The sequence below is a fragment of the Sneathia vaginalis genome (assembly GCF_000973085.1).
In the GTDB taxonomy this organism is placed as follows: domain Bacteria; phylum Fusobacteriota; class Fusobacteriia; order Fusobacteriales; family Leptotrichiaceae; genus Sneathia; species Sneathia vaginalis.
Genome location: NZ_CP011280.1, coordinates 1241970 through 1260590, shown reverse-complemented (window position 1 = coordinate 1260590; position 18621 = coordinate 1241970). Strand labels below are relative to the sequence as shown.

12 protein-coding genes are annotated in these 18621 nt (G+C 29.0%); 2 read left to right on the top strand and 10 right to left on the bottom strand.

Going from position 1 to position 18621, the window contains the following annotated elements; genetic code table 11:
* Positions 1 to 237: 237 nt before the first annotated feature.
* The 10 genes from nadN to VC03_RS06065 form a co-directional block, all read right to left on the bottom strand.
* Entirely contained in the window at positions 238 to 2052 is a 1815-nt protein-coding gene (gene nadN / locus VC03_RS06110; RefSeq protein WP_052727724.1) for an NAD nucleotidase, read from the bottom strand.
* 16 nt (positions 2053 to 2068) lie between these two features.
* Positions 2069 to 2731 carry a hypothetical protein gene (locus VC03_RS06105; RefSeq protein ID WP_046329144.1) on the bottom strand — a complete coding sequence of 221 codons (663 nt, stop codon included), beginning with the start codon at positions 2729 to 2731 and terminating at the stop codon, positions 2069 to 2071.
* A gap of 50 nt (positions 2732 to 2781) precedes the next feature.
* On the bottom strand, positions 2782 to 3540 hold the full coding sequence (locus VC03_RS06100) for a DUF4912 domain-containing protein (protein ID WP_052727723.1): 759 nt from the start codon (positions 3538 to 3540) through the stop codon (positions 2782 to 2784).
* An 8-nt stretch (positions 3541 to 3548) separates the two neighbouring features.
* Positions 3549 to 4553 (bottom strand): tRNA (adenosine(37)-N6)-threonylcarbamoyltransferase complex transferase subunit TsaD, encoded by a 1005-nt coding sequence (tsaD, locus tag VC03_RS06095; protein WP_046329143.1) that lies wholly within the window; start codon positions 4551 to 4553, stop codon positions 3549 to 3551.
* A 276-nt stretch (positions 4554 to 4829) separates the two neighbouring features.
* Positions 4830 to 10475, bottom strand: coding sequence for a hemagglutinin repeat-containing protein (locus VC03_RS06090; protein ID WP_046329142.1), 5646 nt, complete (start codon positions 10473 to 10475; stop codon positions 4830 to 4832).
* Between the two features lie 9 nt (positions 10476 to 10484).
* Positions 10485 to 11810 carry a ShlB/FhaC/HecB family hemolysin secretion/activation protein gene (locus VC03_RS06085; RefSeq protein WP_046329141.1) on the bottom strand — a complete coding sequence of 442 codons (1326 nt, stop codon included), beginning with the start codon at positions 11808 to 11810 and terminating at the stop codon, positions 10485 to 10487.
* 209 nt (positions 11811 to 12019) lie between these two features.
* Positions 12020 to 13099: a M24 family metallopeptidase gene (locus VC03_RS06080; RefSeq protein ID WP_046329140.1), complete on the bottom strand. Its 1080-nt coding sequence runs from the start codon at positions 13097 to 13099 to the stop codon at positions 12020 to 12022.
* A gap of 8 nt (positions 13100 to 13107) precedes the next feature.
* Positions 13108 to 13785, bottom strand: coding sequence for a M48 family metallopeptidase (locus tag VC03_RS06075; RefSeq protein WP_046329139.1), 678 nt, complete (start codon positions 13783 to 13785; stop codon positions 13108 to 13110).
* On the bottom strand, positions 13766 to 14128 hold the full coding sequence (locus tag VC03_RS06070) for a hypothetical protein (protein ID WP_046329138.1): 363 nt from the start codon (positions 14126 to 14128) through the stop codon (positions 13766 to 13768). Before VC03_RS06070 ends, VC03_RS06075 begins: the two co-directional genes overlap by 20 nt.
* A complete protein-coding gene (locus VC03_RS06065) occupies positions 14125 to 14634 on the bottom strand; it encodes an NUDIX hydrolase (protein ID WP_046329137.1) in 510 nt (169 codons plus the stop codon). Before VC03_RS06065 ends, VC03_RS06070 begins: the two co-directional genes overlap by 4 nt.
* 114 nt (positions 14635 to 14748) lie before the next feature.
* On the opposite strand from VC03_RS06065, the gene VC03_RS06060 reads away from it, so the two are divergent.
* Together VC03_RS06060 and mutS are read left to right on the top strand one after the other, a co-directional pair.
* A complete protein-coding gene (locus VC03_RS06060; protein ID WP_046329136.1) occupies positions 14749 to 16017 on the top strand; it encodes an MFS transporter in 1269 nt (422 codons plus the stop codon).
* Positions 16007 to 18583, top strand: coding sequence for a DNA mismatch repair protein MutS (gene mutS / locus VC03_RS06055; protein ID WP_046329135.1), 2577 nt, complete (start codon positions 16007 to 16009; stop codon positions 18581 to 18583). The genes VC03_RS06060 and mutS overlap by 11 nt, the downstream gene beginning before the upstream one ends.
* Positions 18584 to 18621 lie beyond the last annotated feature (38 nt).

Genomic DNA, 18621 nt, shown 5'->3' with positions numbered 1-18621 from the left:
CTTAGGTGGAAAAATAAAGGTGGTTTGGTGATATTGTAGAAGCACATAATATATGATATACTAAAAGTACTTTAAAGAAGGTGTCTCACTGCCTATATCCCAAAGGTGAAATGTTAAAGAAGGTGTCTCACTACCTACATCCCAAAGGTGAAATGTTAAAGAAGGTGTCTCACTACCTATACCCCAAATGTGAAATATTAAAGTAAAAAAATGCACCCTCAAGGTGCATTTTGTATATTATTGTTTCTTAACTTCATTGTTCTTATCAAAGTGGAAGATTACGTTTGAATCTTCATATGTTTTGAATGATTTGTTAAGTTGTAAGAATTTAATAAAGCTTTCTGCATCTGGTAAGAATGTATCTTCACCACCACGTTCTTTATCAATTTTACCAAATGTTTTGTATCCGTCTTTACCTTTAGCTATATATGCGTTAGTTCCTACAGTGTACATTTTTTCTTCATTTATAGGTTCCCATTCACCAGTTTGTTCATTTTTAACTTCCATTTTAACGATTCTCTTACCGTCTTTATCCTTGTATTGGTTTGCTTCATAACGCATACCTGCAGAATAAGGGAAAGCACCAGTAGAACCACCACAAAGTGCAAATTCTAATGCGTCTTCTATAACTTGTTTAACTTCTGCACCAGACATTTTTAAAAGGTATAGAGTGTTACTGAATGGTAATAGGTTGTATGCATCATTATATGTCCAATTCTTAGGCTCTATATTCGATCTTACACCACCAGCATTTTGGATAGTCATATCTATGTGAGATTGTTTACCAAAGCTTCTCATTTGAGTTAACATAGTTTCAGCAACAAATCTTGCTGCAACTGAACCTTTAGGATTTGCTGTATTAGGTATTCTGTTATCTGAACCACCAGGCATAATATTTCCAGTAATATTACCTATAGTTTTGTCACCTAATAATTTTTTTTCTTTCATATATTTACTTAAGACAACTGCTGCTTTTTTGTCTGCTTTTGCAATAGTAAAGTACTTACTCTTAGCAAGTTCTCTTAGTATTTCTTCACGTTCTTCACCAGTAGGTATATATTTTTTACCATTTTTATCTTTTCTTTCAAAAGTTGAATCTAGGTGATAAGGTATTACAGGTGAACCTTTAATTTGTTTAACTATACCATCTTTAGTAAATTTAACATCAAGTTTACCAATAAGTTTTGAATATTCCCAACCTTCTACAACATAAACAGGTTCTCCATTAGGGCTTGTAAATTTAGTAGGGTATTCAGACATAACAGGTAGTCCAAACTTTCTCATATCATCATTACCAAATAGCCAGTGTGTATCACCAGTTACGATAATATCTATTCCAGTTACTTTTTGAGCAATTTCAAAGTTTTTAGGTGCTCCAGCGTGAGATAGAAGTATTATCTTATTTACACCTTTTCTTTTTAATATATTTGCATATTTTTGTGCAGTTTCGATTTCATCTGTAAATTTAATATCAGGACCTGGACTTGATGATTCTTTAGTCTTTTTAACTACATCTAACCCTATAATCCCAACCTTTTCATCACGTATATTTTTAATAGCATAAGGCTTCCAGTAACCTTTTAAGATACTCTTCTTATCAGGTATTACATTAGATGAGATAACAGGTATTTTTAAATAGTCTAGGAATTTTTTTAATCCTTCATTACCAGCATCAAATTCATGGTTTCCTAATGTGAAATAATCAAATTTAGTTAAATTCATCATTTCAGCATCAGCAGATCCACGGAATAATGTGAAGTAAAGTGTACCTGTGATTGCATCACCAGCATGTAAAACAAGTGGTTTTCTTGAAGAATTTTTTCTCATTTTGTTTATTTCATTAACTACTTCAGGGTATCCACCAATTTTAACTGCAGTGGGTTTACCATTTATTACAAATTTTAAATCATTTGGCTCTAAATGAGAGTGATGATCGTTAATGTGAACAATACTAAGGTTTAGTGGATAATGCTTATTTGTTGACTTAGTATTGGCAATTGAATAAGATGTTGTTAATGCTAAAAGTGGCATTAATAAAAGCGTCTTGTTCATAAAACCTCCAATAAAATTATTTACAATGTATTTGATTGTACGAATTTAGTATATCCTGTTTAGTAGAAAATTCATATTTTTCTTGTGTATCGTTATACAGGTAGGCAAAGTTATCAATAACCATGTCTTCTTTATTATCTTCTAGGGCATCTATTAATTTTGAATATTCTACCCTCATATTTTTAGAACTTGTTAGAAGCAAGATTCTTCTATGGAAAAGGGAAGAATTAGAACCTTTAATTTTTAATATGTCTTTAATTAGGTCTTTTTCATTAGAGTAGGGATAAACGTTCTTTATTCCATATTCTTTTACCAAAGAAACAATATCATTAAATGCTTCTTGGTCTTTTTGAATAAATACATTTAAATTAGGATTGATGGTTGAATTAGCTAATACGCTGACTTTTATGGCATTTTTTGCAAGAGGGAATTCTTCTTTTTTTATTCCTTTAATATCAATGTACCAACATTGTTTAGGGACTAATTGTTCAGAAGTTTTTAGTACATCAGATAGCATTTCATCAATCTTTTCCAACTTATACGCAGTTAGCTTATCTAGTGTAAATTTCTTGTTGACCTTATTAGCCTTATTAAGTGCTAATTCATTTAGTAATTTACAATTAATTGAGAATGAATTTAGTGCAAAAAATATATTTAGTAAAAGATATATTTTTTTCATTATTTTACTCCTTTCAAAAAAAGAAGATGTAATAAACATCTTCTTAAATGTTATTTAAATAAATTATTAGTACTTCCAATGTGCTTATTTGACGATCCTATTACTCCTATTTTCTTCACTAAAGAAGAACCAAGACTTATTAATCTTTCGTAACCGTAGATGTCTAAGTATAAATTATCAGTATTTAAAATTTCACGTTTAAATCTATCTTCATCAGGTAAGAATTCTCTAGAATACTTAGCTAGTCTTATCTTACCGTTTACAAATGAAGGTATACCCCAAATAGTTGCAATTCTATTAGATACTCTTCCACTAGGAGAAATTACAAATGTTGAAGTAGCAACTTCAAAGAAATGTCCATATTTATTTTCAAATCCTAAAACAGCTTGATATTTTTTATCAGCTTCTACGTTAAGAATGTAGTAAGATCCAAATCTTGATAAGTTTTCTATCTTTCTAAATAGTGTTCCATTCTTGTATAGTTGTATAGTTGCACCATCAAAAACTTCAAAATTATCCTTCAAGTGTTTGAAGGTATCTTCTCTTACTTCCCAGTAAGTATAAAGTGTTGTGATATTTTTAGGTATTAGCACAACTTGATTTGTATAGTATCTGTCAGGTAATGGAGCCTTATCAAAATACTTATCTAGGCCTTTATCATATTTAAATTTACAAAATTGTTCATTAAGATTTTCAATTTTCTTGTTGTAATTAAGATAAAGTCTTTTTAGATAACCAGGTTTTCTTCTAACTCTTACTGGTATATTGGGAATTAATTTTGTACTGGGATAATTTCTACTTGTTCTCATCGTTCCTCCTAAGATCTATGAAATTCTTTTGTAGATGTAGCATCTAAGTTCTTTTCAAATTTAACCTTATTGTGTTTTAACATATAGTATGCAGCAGTTGCTATCATTGCACCATTGTCAGTACAGTATTCCATTTTTACAGGGAAAGATATATCAACATTTGATAAGTCTTCACAAGAATAAAGTACTTCTCTTAAGTATTTATTTGCAGAAACTCCTCCAGCAATTGCTAAAGTTTTGGAATTTGTATCTTTAACAGCTTTAACTATTTTTCTTCTTAAGTGTTCTATTGCTGTTACTTGGAAAGATTTTGCAATGTTACCTACATTTATTTCAATATTTTTCATTTTACATTGATTTACATAATTTGTAACAAAAGTTTTAATACCACTAAAACTTAAATCATAATTAGGGATATTTGGTATAGGTATATCTAATGTGGCTTCTGCATTCTTAGCAGCTTTTTCTATTTCTGGTCCACCAGGATAGAAAAGACCTATTATTCTTGCAACTTTGTCGTATGCTTCACCTATAGCATCGTCTAATGTTTCACCCATTAATTTTAAATTATGATCTTCGTCCATAAGATATATACATGTATGACCACCAGATGCGGCAACAGTTATTGCTGGTAATTTAACCGTATTTTCAATAAATGTTGAATAGATATGACCTTCTAAGTGGTTTACAGGTATTAAAGGCTTATTATACTTATAGCTTAAACCTTCGGCAAAAAGTAAACCTACAAGTAAAGAACCAATTAAACCTGGTTTGTTAGTCACAGCTATATAGTCTATGTCATCCATAGTCATATTTGCTTTTTCTAAGCATTGATAAAATACGTATGTTATATTCTCTATGTGATGTCTTGAAGCTATTTCAGGAACAACGCCTCCATACAATTTATGGATAGGTATTTGAGTAGCTATAATGTTACTGTATACTTTATTTCCGTCTTCAACAATAGCTATAGAAGTTTCATCACAAGAACTTTCTATTCCTAATATCTTCATAATCTTCTCATTTCATTGTTTATATACCAAAATTATACCCTATTTACTCTTAATTTTCAACAAAAAAAAGTGCTTTAGTTTTAACTAAGGCACACGGATTGAAAAAAACATTATTATTAATATCACTACTTTTTATACCCTAAGTATAACACCCAATTCTTAGAATACGATTAGAAACACCTTATATATTCCATATAAATACAAGTTAGAACAACTTTTTTGAAAAAGTTTTTTGTATAAAAAAACTACAAGGAATTGAATCCTTGTAGTTCAAAATTATCTATGTCTTCTTCTAAATCTAGATAGTACATTTCTACGAATTTCTTTCATATCAACCTTATCTTTTAATTTTTTAGGTTTAACATTATTAACCTTAGGTTTAGATATAGTTACTTTAGGTTTAGAAACATTAGCAGTTACATTTGTTTTAACTGGTTTGTTTGTAGAAGCAGATACACTTCCTTGAGCACTTACATTAGCTGTTGCTGAAACATTTCCAACTTGAACATTAATATTAGCGTGCCCCTTACCATTAGCATCTATACTTGCAGTAGTCTTCTTACCTTTACCAGCAGAAACATTAGAGTTAGCATTTAAAGTAACTTCACCATTAACAATACTGTTTTGACCTTTAATAGTAGCAGTACCATTAGTATTAGCATTACCTTCTAACTTGTTAACACCATTAGTATTATCAGCACCAAATTTACCATCAGCACTAATAGTTACATTACCTTTGATRTGTTTGTTTTCACCTTGTACAGTAACATGACCTCTACCATCAGCTTCAACACTAGCAGTAGTCTTCTTACCTTTACCAGCAGAAACATTAGAGTTAGCATTTAAAGTAACTTCMCCATTAACAATACTGTTTTGACCTTTAATAGTAGCAGTACCATTAGTRTTAGCATTACCTTCTAACTTGTTAACACCATTAGTRTTATCAGCACCAAACTTACCATCAGCACTAATAGTTACATTACCTTTGATGTGTTTGTTTTCACCTTGTACAGTAACATGACCCTTACCATCAGCTTCAACACTAGCAGTAGTCTTCTTACCTTTACCAGCAGAAACATTAGAGTTAGCATTTAAAGTAACTTCRCCATTAACAATACTGTTTTGACCTTTAATAGTAGCAGTACCATTAGTATTAGCATTACCTTCTAACTTGTTAACACCATTAGTATTATCAGCACCAAACTTACCATCAGCACTAATAGTTACATTACCTTTGATATGTTTGTTTTCACCTTGTACAGTAACATGACCTTTACCATCAGCTTCAACACTAGCAGTAGTCTTCTTACCTTTACCAGCAGAAACATTAGAGTTAGCATTTAAAGTAACTTCACCATTAACAATACTGTTTTGAYCTTTAATAGTAGCAGTACCATTAGTATTAGCATTACCTTCTAACTTGTTAACACCATTAGTATTATCAGCACCAAATTTACCATCAGCACTAATAGTTACATTACCTTTGATATGTTTGTTTTCACCTTGTACAGTAACATGACCTTTACCATCAGCATCTATACTTGCAACAGTAGGCTTGTTAGTACCTTTTGTAATATCCATTTTTCCAGCTAGTGTAACTTCACCATTGACATTACCTTTTTGTCCTTTTATTGTTACTTCACCATTAGTATTAAAGTTACCATTAGCATCTATTTTTCCTTTTTCATTAGAAGATAAATTTCCACCAAAGCCAATGTTTACATTACCTTTTGCGTGTTTAGCATCTAGTGAAATATTAGTATTACCAGAAGCATTTGTATTTGTAGTTATTCCATCTTTAGAACCTGTTATACTATTTTCAACGTTTATTGTTGTATTACCAACATTAACTTGACCTTTTGAATGAGATTCAAGTTTAGGATTTACAAGTTTACCGTCTTTATCAACTTGTCCACCAAGATTTAAACCTATTTCTCCATTTCCATGATCACCTTTAAGTTTAGTTGAAGCTCCTACATTACCATTAGCTGTTGTGCCATCTTTTTTAGCATCAACTGCAACATTACCTTCTACTTTTACATTAACTTCTGTTTCAGAAGTTTCATTTTTCTTACCATTTACAGATATATTATTAACTTTAATTACAGTTTCATTTTTCTTACTTTCATGAGTTACATTTAAGTTAGCACCAACAGTACCTGAATTATCATTTGGGTTGTATGTACCATTTACATTTGCGGTATATTCAGTCTTTTTGTCTGTTTTGTGTTTAATATTTAAATTTTTTCCTACATTAATTTGACCAGAGTTAGCTTCTACTTTACTTCCTTGTACATTCATGTCTTTTTTAGTAGTTATATTAACTTCATTAGCTGTAATTTCAGATTTTGCATTTGTTACTTTTTTAGTTCCACTAGTAGTAGCACTTACTCCAACTGAACCTGATGTTTCGTTAGTTACTATATTATATTTTCCACCAACACTTACATTACCTTCAGTTTTGTTAGTCTTTTCAACTATGTTGCTACCATTAATATTTAAGTTTTCAGCTTCAATTGAAACCTTATTACCCTTAACTTTAGAACCATTAATGTTTACATCCTTATTAGAAGAGATTTCCACTTCTTTTGCACTAATAGTACTTTCTTTTATTGAAGTATAAAGTGCGTTAATATATTCAGGTTTGTATGAAATCATACCTTCAAGATCAACACTTATTCCTAATGTCATAGGGTCAACACCATTTGCCTTTATGTTGGCTATAGCTTTTTTGATACTTTCAGTATTTTCTTTCAATGTCTTTTTAACATCTTTATATTTCTTTATTGCACCAGGTATATTTAAAAGATATTTAGTTATATTATCTCTTTCATCAACTAATTCCTTTATTGTTCCAACTATACCTAGAGTTTTTTCTTTAAATTTAGCATTTAGTACTAATTTACATAATTGGACAGCTGCTTCATATTTTTTAACTTCAGTTTTAGAACTTATTTCTACTCCATTTTTACCTTTAATCTTTACTGACTCTTTACCTTCAACATTAGAACCTTCAATCTTAACCTTATTATCTGCAATTATTGAAATGTTTTTACCTTTTATGTTGCTTCCATTTTCAGTAGTTTCAACAGAGTTAGTAGTTTTATGTTCTACACTATATTCATTATTTGAATTAGCAGATATACCGTCTTTACCTAAATTAACACTTGCATTAACTTTTACTTTATGTATTTCACTTTCGTTGTGTTCAGTGTTTGTAGTTTTTTTACTTGTAATTTCTACATTTTCACCATGTATATTAACATTATTACCTTCAACGTCAGAACCTTCAATTTTAGTCTTCTTAGTAGCATTAATATTTACATCTTCACCTTGTATTTGTGATTTATTATTGCTTTCTTCAACCTTATGCCCTTTAGTCTTTTTGTATACTTCCATTTCTACATTAGCACTTATATCATTCTTTTGTACTCCACCAGAATAACTTCCTTGTAGATCACCTGCTAATAGATGTCTAGATGCTGTATCAGTAGTTGTAGTGTCTGTTTTACCAGATATATTAATTGAAGTACCTTCGATATTAATTTTTTTACCTTTAATTTTACTTCCAATCAAGTTAAATTCTTGATCTACTTTGGTACTTACATCACCTTTTGATAGGATAATAGAGCCTATACTCATGTTTTCTTGTTTTTTAATTTTATTGTAATTTACACCAAGAATACCATTATCTACACCTATTCTTCTATCTAATTCATGTTTAATATTAGCTGTATTAATATTAACCTTATTAGCATTAATATTAATGTTATTAGCTAGAAGTCCACTACCTTTAGTGTTTGTCTTCTTATACTCTATTTTTATATCTTTCCCAGATACAAAGCTTCCAACAGCTTGTTCTAATTTTTCATGATTTTTAATCTTTCTAAATGTTTCAGGTATATCGTAATTAGCGTTATATGTTTTTGAAATATTTTCTGCTTCAAGGTTGAAGTCATTACCTTTTAGATGAACTTTTCCATCTTTTGATTGTATGATAGAACCTTTTAATTTTAAGTTATCTACAGAAAGATCAATATCTTTATTACTTTGAATTATGCTACCAAGAATATTTTCTTTTTGCATACTTTCTTTCCCTCTATCAAAAAGAATTTCAGTTTCTTTTTTGCTTAGAATAGACATATCCTTAGCCTTTATACTAACCTTATCTGAATAAATTCCAGCATTACTTAAATTAGCTTTGTTTGTAGTAATATTAATATTACTTGCTTCTATATTTTGCCCATTGATGTTAAAGTTTTTAGAAGTAACTTGTATATTTTTACCTTTTAAAGAAATACCAGTATTCTTTTCATCAGATAAATTAACATTTTCAGCATTAATTGAAACATTATTACCAGATACTAATGACTTGTTAACTGCAGCAATTTTAGTCTTTCTAGTCTTAGAATCTGTTCTTAAATCTCTTTCATAGTCTATGTCGTATTTAAGCATATAGTATTGACGTGAATGATTTATTTTATCTATATCAGCTCTCCAGCTAACGTTTTCATATCCATCTTTTAATTCAATTTCATTTGATAAAGTGTTCTTGTTTTCAAATTTTTTAGCTTTTATACTAACCTTATCTTTACCTAATATTAATGCATCCTTATTAACCACATTTTCTTTTGCTTCTAAGTTAACATTTTCTCCTAGTATTTTAGCTTGGTCAGCTTTTGTCTTACTTACTGCAAATGCTTCAAGTACTTTTTTACCACCAGCTTCAGTAGTGTAGAAATCCCCCTTATTTACAAAACCACTATCTATTTGTTTGTTTCTTAATTCTTGTCTTTCTTCTCTACTTAAAAGAGTATATTTATCTTCTTTGTCTAGTTCATCAAGTACAGCGTTAAATTTATCGTATAAAGAAGCACCTTGTCTTACGTTCTTTTTTGTAAAATTAATATCATATACAAAACCACTTAATGTCTTTCCAGCGTTAGCTAAGAAAGTGTCACTAGGTGTCAAAGATTTGTGATATTTTTTCTTCCATTTATTATTAATATCTTCTAATGAGAATACCTTTCCATCAGGTGTTATCCACTTTATTTCATATCCACCTTTTGAAAAATCAACCTTACCTTCATTTGAAATATTTTTAGCTTTAATAGTTACATTTTTTTCAGAAGCAATAGTCCCTTTATTTGTTAATTCACCTTGTATATCTATATTTGTACTTTCTTTAGATAAAAGTTCATGTGTATCAACGTTTAAGAACTTGTTAGGTGATGAAATTGTTATCTTGTTTGAATACATTGAACCTAATTTAGATGCATCAACTTTAGCATCATTATTATTTGATCCTAAAATTACTCTAACTTCATCATTTGCCTTTATCTTACCTTCATTAATTAATTTAACAGTTAAAAGATCGATGAATTTTGAACCACTAAGACCGTTTTTAGTTATTCTAATATCTCCTTTTTCAACTGTAATGTTAAGATTGTCATCGATTTTACCAGTAGTTAATACGGCTTTTCGTATATTTTCTAATGTTAAACCGTCAACAACTAATCCATTTTCATTAGAAATATATACGTCTAATTCGCTACCACTTGCGGCTTCTAAAAGACCCTTAAGAGCTGACTTTTCAGTTCCGTTTACTTTTAATAAGGCGACTTTAGCTTCATTGCTTGATAAATTTTCATTTTTAGAAATTTTTAGTCCCTTTGACGTTACATAATCTGAGTTACTGTTATTAAGAACAGTACCATTTTTTTCAACATCGAAATGTTTAAAATAGTTTACAGATACGCCGTTTGAATTAGGTGTATCAATATCAATTACAGTAGTACCATTCATTTCTTTTACTTTTGTTTTGTTACTTTTAGTAGTGTCTACTATTGTTTTAGCCATAACCTCAGAACTTACTAAAGTAATTAAGAATAGTGCTAGTAATACTCTTCTAAATTTAGACATACGACCTCCTTATTTATTTATACCAATTTGTATTCCTAAACTTTTATTTTTCTCTTTATCTATACTATATTTTAGTTTAGCGAAAACATCTTTTATTCTCACGTCTATACCAATTCCCATACCAAGATTAATATATTTTTTTTCACCTTTTGCTACACAACCAGCTAATTGTACAAATGGTTGTAGTAGTATATCTTTTTCTGTTACAGGATACTTAAGTGTAAAACAAGTTGATAATGCGTAACTAGAGTCAGTTATATTAAGTGGTATATCATTTATACTATTTATATCTTTTGAAAACATATATCTAGAATCGTTATTATTATTCAATGAAGCAAAGACTTGCGTTATATTATCTAGATATTTTGTTTTGAAATTAGCATTTACATCAAAGGTTACAGGAAAATGCTGAGTTTTAAGCTCTTTATTATACATATATCCTAAACCAACTTTTGTTTGTAAATTAGTGTTTAAAATTGAATTTTTAAAGACATGCACATTATTATATTCCAAATTCACATCATTGTCAAAGTAAATTTTATCTTTCATTTTAATGTCAGAAACATACTCCTTGGATATATTTAATTTTGTTGAGGTTTCTAAACTTAAATTTTTTAATTTGTCTTTATACAAATCCTTGGATACAGATAAAGACACTTCATGTGAAGTGCTATTTCCATGTTCCTTTATTTTCTGTGTAGTATAGAAGTAGGATAGATCTATTACACTAGAATATATAGGCAAAGAGTAGCTAAGTCCTACATATTTACTTTTATTTAAAATACTAAAATTAGTTGAGAATTTATCATTCAAGTAAAAAGGTTGTAGTATTGATAAGTTTACATTGTATTTAAATTTGTCTGTATATGAGGCAACAACTCCGAATTTAAGCTTTCTTTTTACAGTATTATTAACGATAATATCAGAATAAAAATCTTTGTTTGGAGTCTTTCTTATCTCTATCTTTATATCATTATTCTCTAATCTTTCATACTCAGATACTATTTTATCTATATCAGATATATTAAGTATCTTACCTTCTAAACTTTCTAAACCTAGTAACTTCTTTTTAATATCAGCATTGGCTTCTTTTAAAATCACCTTATTAATATATCCAGGTTTTACGCATATTTCACCATTAACTTGTGTTATTTGTGAACTCACATATCCCTTGTTTAGCATTTCAAGAGTTAATTTATTTAATTCTCTTTTTAAATCTTCTTCATTTTCAAAAGAAAGATATTTTTCATCTAAAATATTGTATTTATCACTAATCAATATATTTTTTGCTGACAAAATATATGGGAATAGCAAGAAAAGTAGTATTTTTTTCATATTTCTCCTTTCTGGATAATATATTATATACTAAAAAAGCATAAAAAAAGTGCTTTAGCTTTAACTAAGGCACACGGATTGAAAAAAACATTATTATTAACTACTATTATTCTTATTTATACATAAAGTATATCACGCAAATCTTAGAATACGATTAGAAACGCCTTATATATTTCATATAAATAAAAAAAGATAGGAGTTTTTTCCCCCTATCCTACAAATATTAATTCTCTTGGTGATTTAGTTATTCTTTCATGACCATCTTTAGTTATTAATATATCGTCTTCTATTCTAACACCACAGAAGTTTTCAATATATATACCAGGTTCTACAGTCATAACCATGTTTTCTTGTAATTTGTCATCACAAGCTCTTGAACAGTAAGGAGGTTCGTGAACTTCTAAACCAAAGCTATGTCCTAAGCTATGTCCAAAGTATTTATCCATGTCTCCATTTTTCTTGAAGTAATCTCTAACAGCATATTCTACACTTGAACCAATTACTCCAGGTTTAAGCATTTCTATACCCATGCTTTGTCCTTCATATACTAAGTCATATATTCTCTTTTGTTCACTAGATATTTTATCCTTGTCACCGAAGAATATTGTTCTTGTCATATCTGATGCATATCCATTATACAAACAACCAAAGTCCATAGTTATGAATTCATTACGTTGTATCTTTTTGTCACTTGCTACACCATGTGGCATAGATGATCTATGACCACTAGCAACTATTGTTTCAAAGGATTTATCTTCAGCACCATTTAGTCTTTGTATATATTCTAAGTGGGCAGCAATTTCTTTTTCAGTAATTCCTTCTTTTATGATTTTTAAAGTTTCACTAAATGCTATGTCAGTTATACTTGCAGCTTTTTTCAAATATTCAATTTCTTTTTGACTCTTTATTTGTCTTGCATTTAACATTTCATTACCAGCTGGAACTAATTCTACATTTGGTAGAGCTTTAGAATACATTTGATAATCACTGTATGACATAGATAAATCATCAAATCCTAGTCTTTTAACATTATGTTTTTCTACACCTTCAATAATATTGTCTATTGCTCTTCTTTCAATACGAACAAAAGTAAATCCATAAGGTTTAGTTTGCAAAGTTGCTTGTTCTATATATCTAAAGTCAGAATAGAAATATTTTTTTTCCTTAGTTATTAGTGCTTGTCCAGTAGTTCCTGTGAACCCTGTGAAATATCTTTTGTTGTAATAATCGGTTAAAAGTAAACCGTCTATGTTAAGATCTGAAAAAATCTTTTGTATTTTTTCGTTCATAATTCCTCCTATAATATTTTATTTAATTTTTTGTTAATTTCCTTATAGTTCTTAAAATATTTATCGATGTATAAGTAGAAGTCTTTGCTGTGATTTGGGTGAACTAAATGTGCAATTTCGTGTATTATTACAGAGTCTATCTCAGTTAAACTTTTTTTCATAAGCTCTATATTCAACGTTATCTTTCTTTTTGCAGGAGTACAAATGCCCCATTTAGTTTTCATAACACTCAAACGAAGTTCCTTTATACTACCATTGTTAGTCAAATTTAAGTAGTAGTCCATACGCTTTTTAAAAAGAATTTTGGCATTTGCATAGTATATTTTAGTATATACAATGTTTTTTATACTCTCTTTATCCACTTTATCTGTATGTATTTCTACTACATTCTCATTAATATTGATTAAAAATTTTTGACTTTGAAATACACGAAGAGTGTATATTTTTCCTAGGTAGAGTATAAAGGAAGTGTCGGTGTAAAGTTCTAGATTGTTTTTAGCATTTGTAAATTTCTTGAATGTACTAACATTTTTTTCTATCCAGTCTCTTTTCTTTATCAAAAAATCTTCTATATATTTTTCGTGTAAATTAAGAGGTGCTGATATGTACACACTACCATCTTGTCTAATTCTTACGTTTATATTCTTAACCCTTTTTCTTTCTATTTCATAGCCAAGTATCTTCATTCTTTAATTCACTTTCAATTGTCTCTCTTATCTTACTGTTAAAAAACTTATTAAGAAAAGAATCGAAGCTCTCCTTATTATACTTCTTTATTCCAGATAAAATTTTCATAGAATTTTTAAAATCTTTAACTTTTACAAGTTCATTCTCAGTGTATACTGATATCTTTAGGTCTATTATCCCAATATTTCCTGTACTACGTTGCATAGCAATTTTCAAACAATTGACCATAGCTATTTTTGCATCTTTAAAGTTAATTACAAATCTATTATTTAAAATTCCAAGGTCATTTTTAACTACTAAAGTTTCTTTAAAAAAAGACCTAATGTAATTAATTAAATTCATTTTAATACTCCTAAAAAATAGCTGATAGCAAAAGTTGTCTTACTGTCTACTGATGTTTTTAGTATTTCTTTAGTACTCATTTTAACCACAGTAATATCTTCTCCTAAATCTAAATGTTGTTCTTTAGGTTTGGCATCTTTTTTTAGTACCCCAGCATAGTAATACAGTTTTTCTGTTGTATATCCTGGACTTACATATTGTGCGTTTTCTAGTTTTACAAATCTAGAAAAGTCTGATTTAGAAAATCCAGTTTCTTCAAGTATTTCTCTATATACAGCATGTATTGGTTCTTCACCTTTATCTATTAACCCAGCTACTATTTCTAGTAACAATCCGTCACAACCAGGTCTATATTGCTTAACTAAATATACATTTTCTAATGTATTATCAAATATTACAGCACATACAGCATCTTGTTTAACTAAATATTCTAGTGTTATCTTTGTAGTTGGATGTATCTTAGTTTCTCCTATTAAAAATTTAAAATTTTGTCTTATACCTTCCATTTTTTGTCCTTTCTATGATGAAATTTTACTATATCTACAACTTTTAGTCAAATATAGATATTTTTAGGTATTTTTGATATAATTAGAGATAATATGACAAAGTTAGGAGAATGAATGGGGAAGATAATTTTATCAATAGTAATGGTAATATTTACAGGTGTGATAATCTACGTATTATCTAAAAAGTACAAATTAAACAAAAATCAAAAGATAATATTTTGGATGTTAGTCCTATTTTGGACAAGTATTAGTATAATAAGGGCATATAGGAAGGTGTATATAGTAGACCCAATAAGTATGGGAGGACTTGGAGGTAGTCTAATAATTGCTTCTCAAGTTACATCTGCATATGGACTTATTAGCTGTATAGTAAGACTTCCAGTATTTTTTTTAACAGATATATTACAAAAAAGAAAAGTATTTATACAAATTGCTATGGGGATAATAGTAGTAACGTCGTTTACAGTGTTTAAAAGACCAAGTATAGAGGCGGTATATTATTCTTCATTAGCTATGGGATTAGGTGCATCTATGCTAGCTGTATTTAATGTAATGTTTTCTGAAACATTTTCTGAGAGCAATGCATCAGTGTCAGCGTCTATTTTAGCAGTTGCCCCTCTATTAGCAGAATTTATGGCAGCACCTATACAGTATATAGGGACATACGGGAGTTACAAGAACTACAATTATCTTTGGCTATTTTCTTGTACCATAGGTCTAATCTCTCTTATCATAAGTATGAATATGAGAGAAATCGAGAACAAATCACAATTTTCAAGAGAAAAAGTTAGAATAGTCTTAACAAACAAAAGATTTTTAGTGGTTTGTGTGATAGGGATAATAATATCATTTGTAAAGTTTTCGACAAGTGGTCCTAATATGATAGTGTATGCTAGAAAGTACTTAAATATGCCAGCAATAATGCTAGCGTATCTTGATACTATGTTTGCAACACCACAGTTAATAGCAAGTGTATTAGTTGGTACATATTTCAAGAAAAAATTAGGTATAGAAAAGACGCTATTACTAAGTCTTGGGAGCTTTTTGTGCTTTTATGCAATAATCCTATTTACCAACAATCCATACTTAGCCTTTTTTGGATATATATTTAATGGCTTTGGTTATGGTGGAACATATATTTCACTTATCTCAATAGCACTACAATATTTTGAACAAAAGAACAGAAATATTAGTATGGGTATATTTCAAGCATTTTTTGCCTTTGGAATATTTTTTGGTGATAGAATATATGTAGTACTTTCAAAGTCAGTAAAAGAAGATCCAAAGATAATTTTTGTAATAGTTACAATAATTACAATAATCAGTATGTTGGTTGTATTTTTTAAGTTAGTTGTAAAGCAAGGTGTAAGAAATGAAAGATAATACAACTCCTTTAATGAAGCAATATCATGAAATAAAGGGAAAGTATAAAGATGAGATATTAATGTTTAGATTGGGAGACTTTTATGAGATGTTCTTTAACGATGCAATAATAGCATCTAAGGTCTTAGGTTTAACATTAACCAAGAGAAATAGAGAAAAAGGTGAGGATGTTCCTTTAGCAGGAGTTCCATACCACAGTGTTAGTGGATATATCTCAAAATTGGTTGATGCAGGTTACAAGGTCGCAATATGTGAGCAGATGGAAGATCCTAAACTTGCAAAAGGTATAGTAAAAAGAGAAGTTATTAAAGTCATTACTCCAGGTACTGTAATAGATGTAGAAAATTTGGATGCAAAGTCTAATAACTACATAGCTTGCGTTATTACAGAAAATGATAAGGCATATTTTTCTTATGTGGATATAACGACAGGGGTGTTTAATGCGTGTATAGTAGATACAAAAAATATTAATTCATTAATATATATGCTAGATGTAAAAGAACTATTAATGACAAAGTATACTTATCCTAATGTTAAGGAATATTTGAATGGGAAAGAAATAAGTACGAGTATAATAGACAAGCCTAAAAATTCTGTGGAATTTTTAAGTAGCTATTTTTCTTTGACTAGTCTTGATAGTTTTGGGTTAGATGATAAGACATTAATAGATTCATGTGCAGGTTTACTAGAGTATATATTAGAAACACAGATTAATGTGGATATAAACATACCGAAGATTACAGTAATAAATGATGGTAATTATGCTGGTATAAATATTAATACATCAAAGAATTTGGAGTTAATAAAGAATCAGAGAGACAAAACAAGCTATGGTAGTCTTTTATGGGTACTAGATAAGTGTAAAACAGCTATGGGTACAAGACTTTTAAAAGAATATATTAACTATCCCTTAATAGATAAGGATAAGATAATAGAAAGACAAAAAGATGTTAAATACTTGATAGATAATACACTTTTAAGAGAAGATTTAAGAGAGAATTTAGCTAGTACTTATGATATGCAAAGAATATTAAGTAAAATAGTATTTGGTAATGAAAATGCAAAGGATATTAGAGCCCTATACTATACTTTCAAAAGCTATATTAAAATAATAGAACTATGGCCTGAAAAGTTCTCTAGTATTAAAACAGATTTTTTAGGAGAATTATGTAATGAAATAGATAGGTATTTAGTTCTAAATCCACCATTTTCTGTAAGAGAAGGTGGTATGATAAATGAAAACTTTAATCCTTTAATTAGTGAATTAAATATGATACTTAAACATGGTAAAGAGTATTTGGTGAATATAGAGCAAGAGGAAAAAGAAAAAACAGGGATTAAGTTTTTAAAGATTAAGTATAACAAGGTGTTTGGTTACTTTATTGAAGTGTCAAAAACGAATATAAAGGATGTTCCGAGTAGATATGTTAGAAAGCAAACATTAGCAAATTGTGAGAGATATATAACAGAAGAGCTAAAGGAATACGAGGATAAGATAATTAATGCTAAGGCTAGATTAGTAGAGTTAGAGTATAACTTGTTTAAAGAATTAAGCAATCTTATCAAACAAGAAAAAGATGTCTTGCTACAATTGTCTAATATAGTAGCATATATAGATGTAATGGCATCATATGCATTTGTTAGTATAAGCAATGGATATTGTTTACCTGAATTTAATGATGAGGGAGTAATACACATACTAAATGGTAGACATCCAATAGTAGAACAACTTATCCCCACGCAGTTTATAGAAAACGATGTACATTTTACCAAAGAAAAGAACTTCATAATACTAACAGGGCCTAATATGGCAGGTAAATCAACATATATGAAACAAATAGCACTAATATGTATAATGGCACAAATTGGAATGTATGTTCCAGCAAAATCAGCAAATCTATGCATAGTAGATAAGTTTTTAACAAGAATAGGTGCTAGTGATGATATATTAACTGGGCAAAGTACATTTATGGTTGAAATGAGTGAAGTTTCACAAATATTAAATACTGCTACAAGTAAGAGTCTTATCATACTAGATGAAGTTGGTCGTGGAACATCAACATATGATGGTATGGCACTAGCTACAGCAATATCATCATATATACATGATAATATTCGTGCAAAAACAATATTTGCAACACACTACCATGAATTAAATGAGTTAGAATCTAAGTATGAAAGAGTGGTAAATTACAGAATAAATGTGGAAGAAAAGAATTCTCGTGTAATTTTCTTGAGAACAATAACTTGTGGAAGTGCTGATAAATCTTATGGAACATATGTTGCTAAATTAGCAGGTTTACCTCAAAGTATATTAAGAGAGTCTAAGCTAATACTTTCTAAGTTAGAAGATAGAAACAACATGGTTGTGAAAAATGAGAATATAGGGCAATTATCTCTATTTGATAATCCTAGTTATGTAGAAAAAGTGAATGAAGAAAAAAGAAATGAAGAATTAGAAGAATTAAGAGATGAAATTAAACAGATAGATATTAATAATATAACACCATTAAAGGCATTAAATATCTTACAAGACTTAAAGGACTTTGTTAACAATATTGAATAGGTGTGGTATAATAATTGAAAAAAGCAATAGGAAGGAAA

Coding starts and splice junctions, on each gene's coding strand:
- nadN (WP_052727724.1), bottom strand. CDS start 2,052: ATGAACAAGACGCTTTTATTAATGCCACTTTTAGCATTAACAACATCT.
- VC03_RS06105 (WP_046329144.1), bottom strand. CDS start 2,731: ATGAAAAAAATATATCTTTTACTAAATATATTTTTTGCACTAAATTCA.
- VC03_RS06100 (WP_052727723.1), bottom strand. CDS start 3,540: ATGAGAACAAGTAGAAATTATCCCAGTACAAAATTAATTCCCAATATA.
- tsaD (WP_046329143.1), bottom strand. CDS start 4,553: ATGAAGATATTAGGAATAGAAAGTTCTTGTGATGAAACTTCTATAGCT.
- VC03_RS06085 (WP_046329141.1), bottom strand. CDS start 11,810: ATGAAAAAAATACTACTTTTCTTGCTATTCCCATATATTTTGTCAGCA.
- VC03_RS06080 (WP_046329140.1), bottom strand. CDS start 13,099: ATGAACGAAAAAATACAAAAGATTTTTTCAGATCTTAACATAGACGGT.
- VC03_RS06075 (WP_046329139.1), bottom strand. CDS start 13,785: ATGAAGATACTTGGCTATGAAATAGAAAGAAAAAGGGTTAAGAATATA.
- VC03_RS06070 (WP_046329138.1), bottom strand. CDS start 14,128: ATGAATTTAATTAATTACATTAGGTCTTTTTTTAAAGAAACTTTAGTA.
- VC03_RS06065 (WP_046329137.1), bottom strand. CDS start 14,634: ATGGAAGGTATAAGACAAAATTTTAAATTTTTAATAGGAGAAACTAAG.
- VC03_RS06060 (WP_046329136.1), top strand. CDS start 14,749: ATGGGGAAGATAATTTTATCAATAGTAATGGTAATATTTACAGGTGTG.
- mutS (WP_046329135.1), top strand. CDS start 16,007: ATGAAAGATAATACAACTCCTTTAATGAAGCAATATCATGAAATAAAG.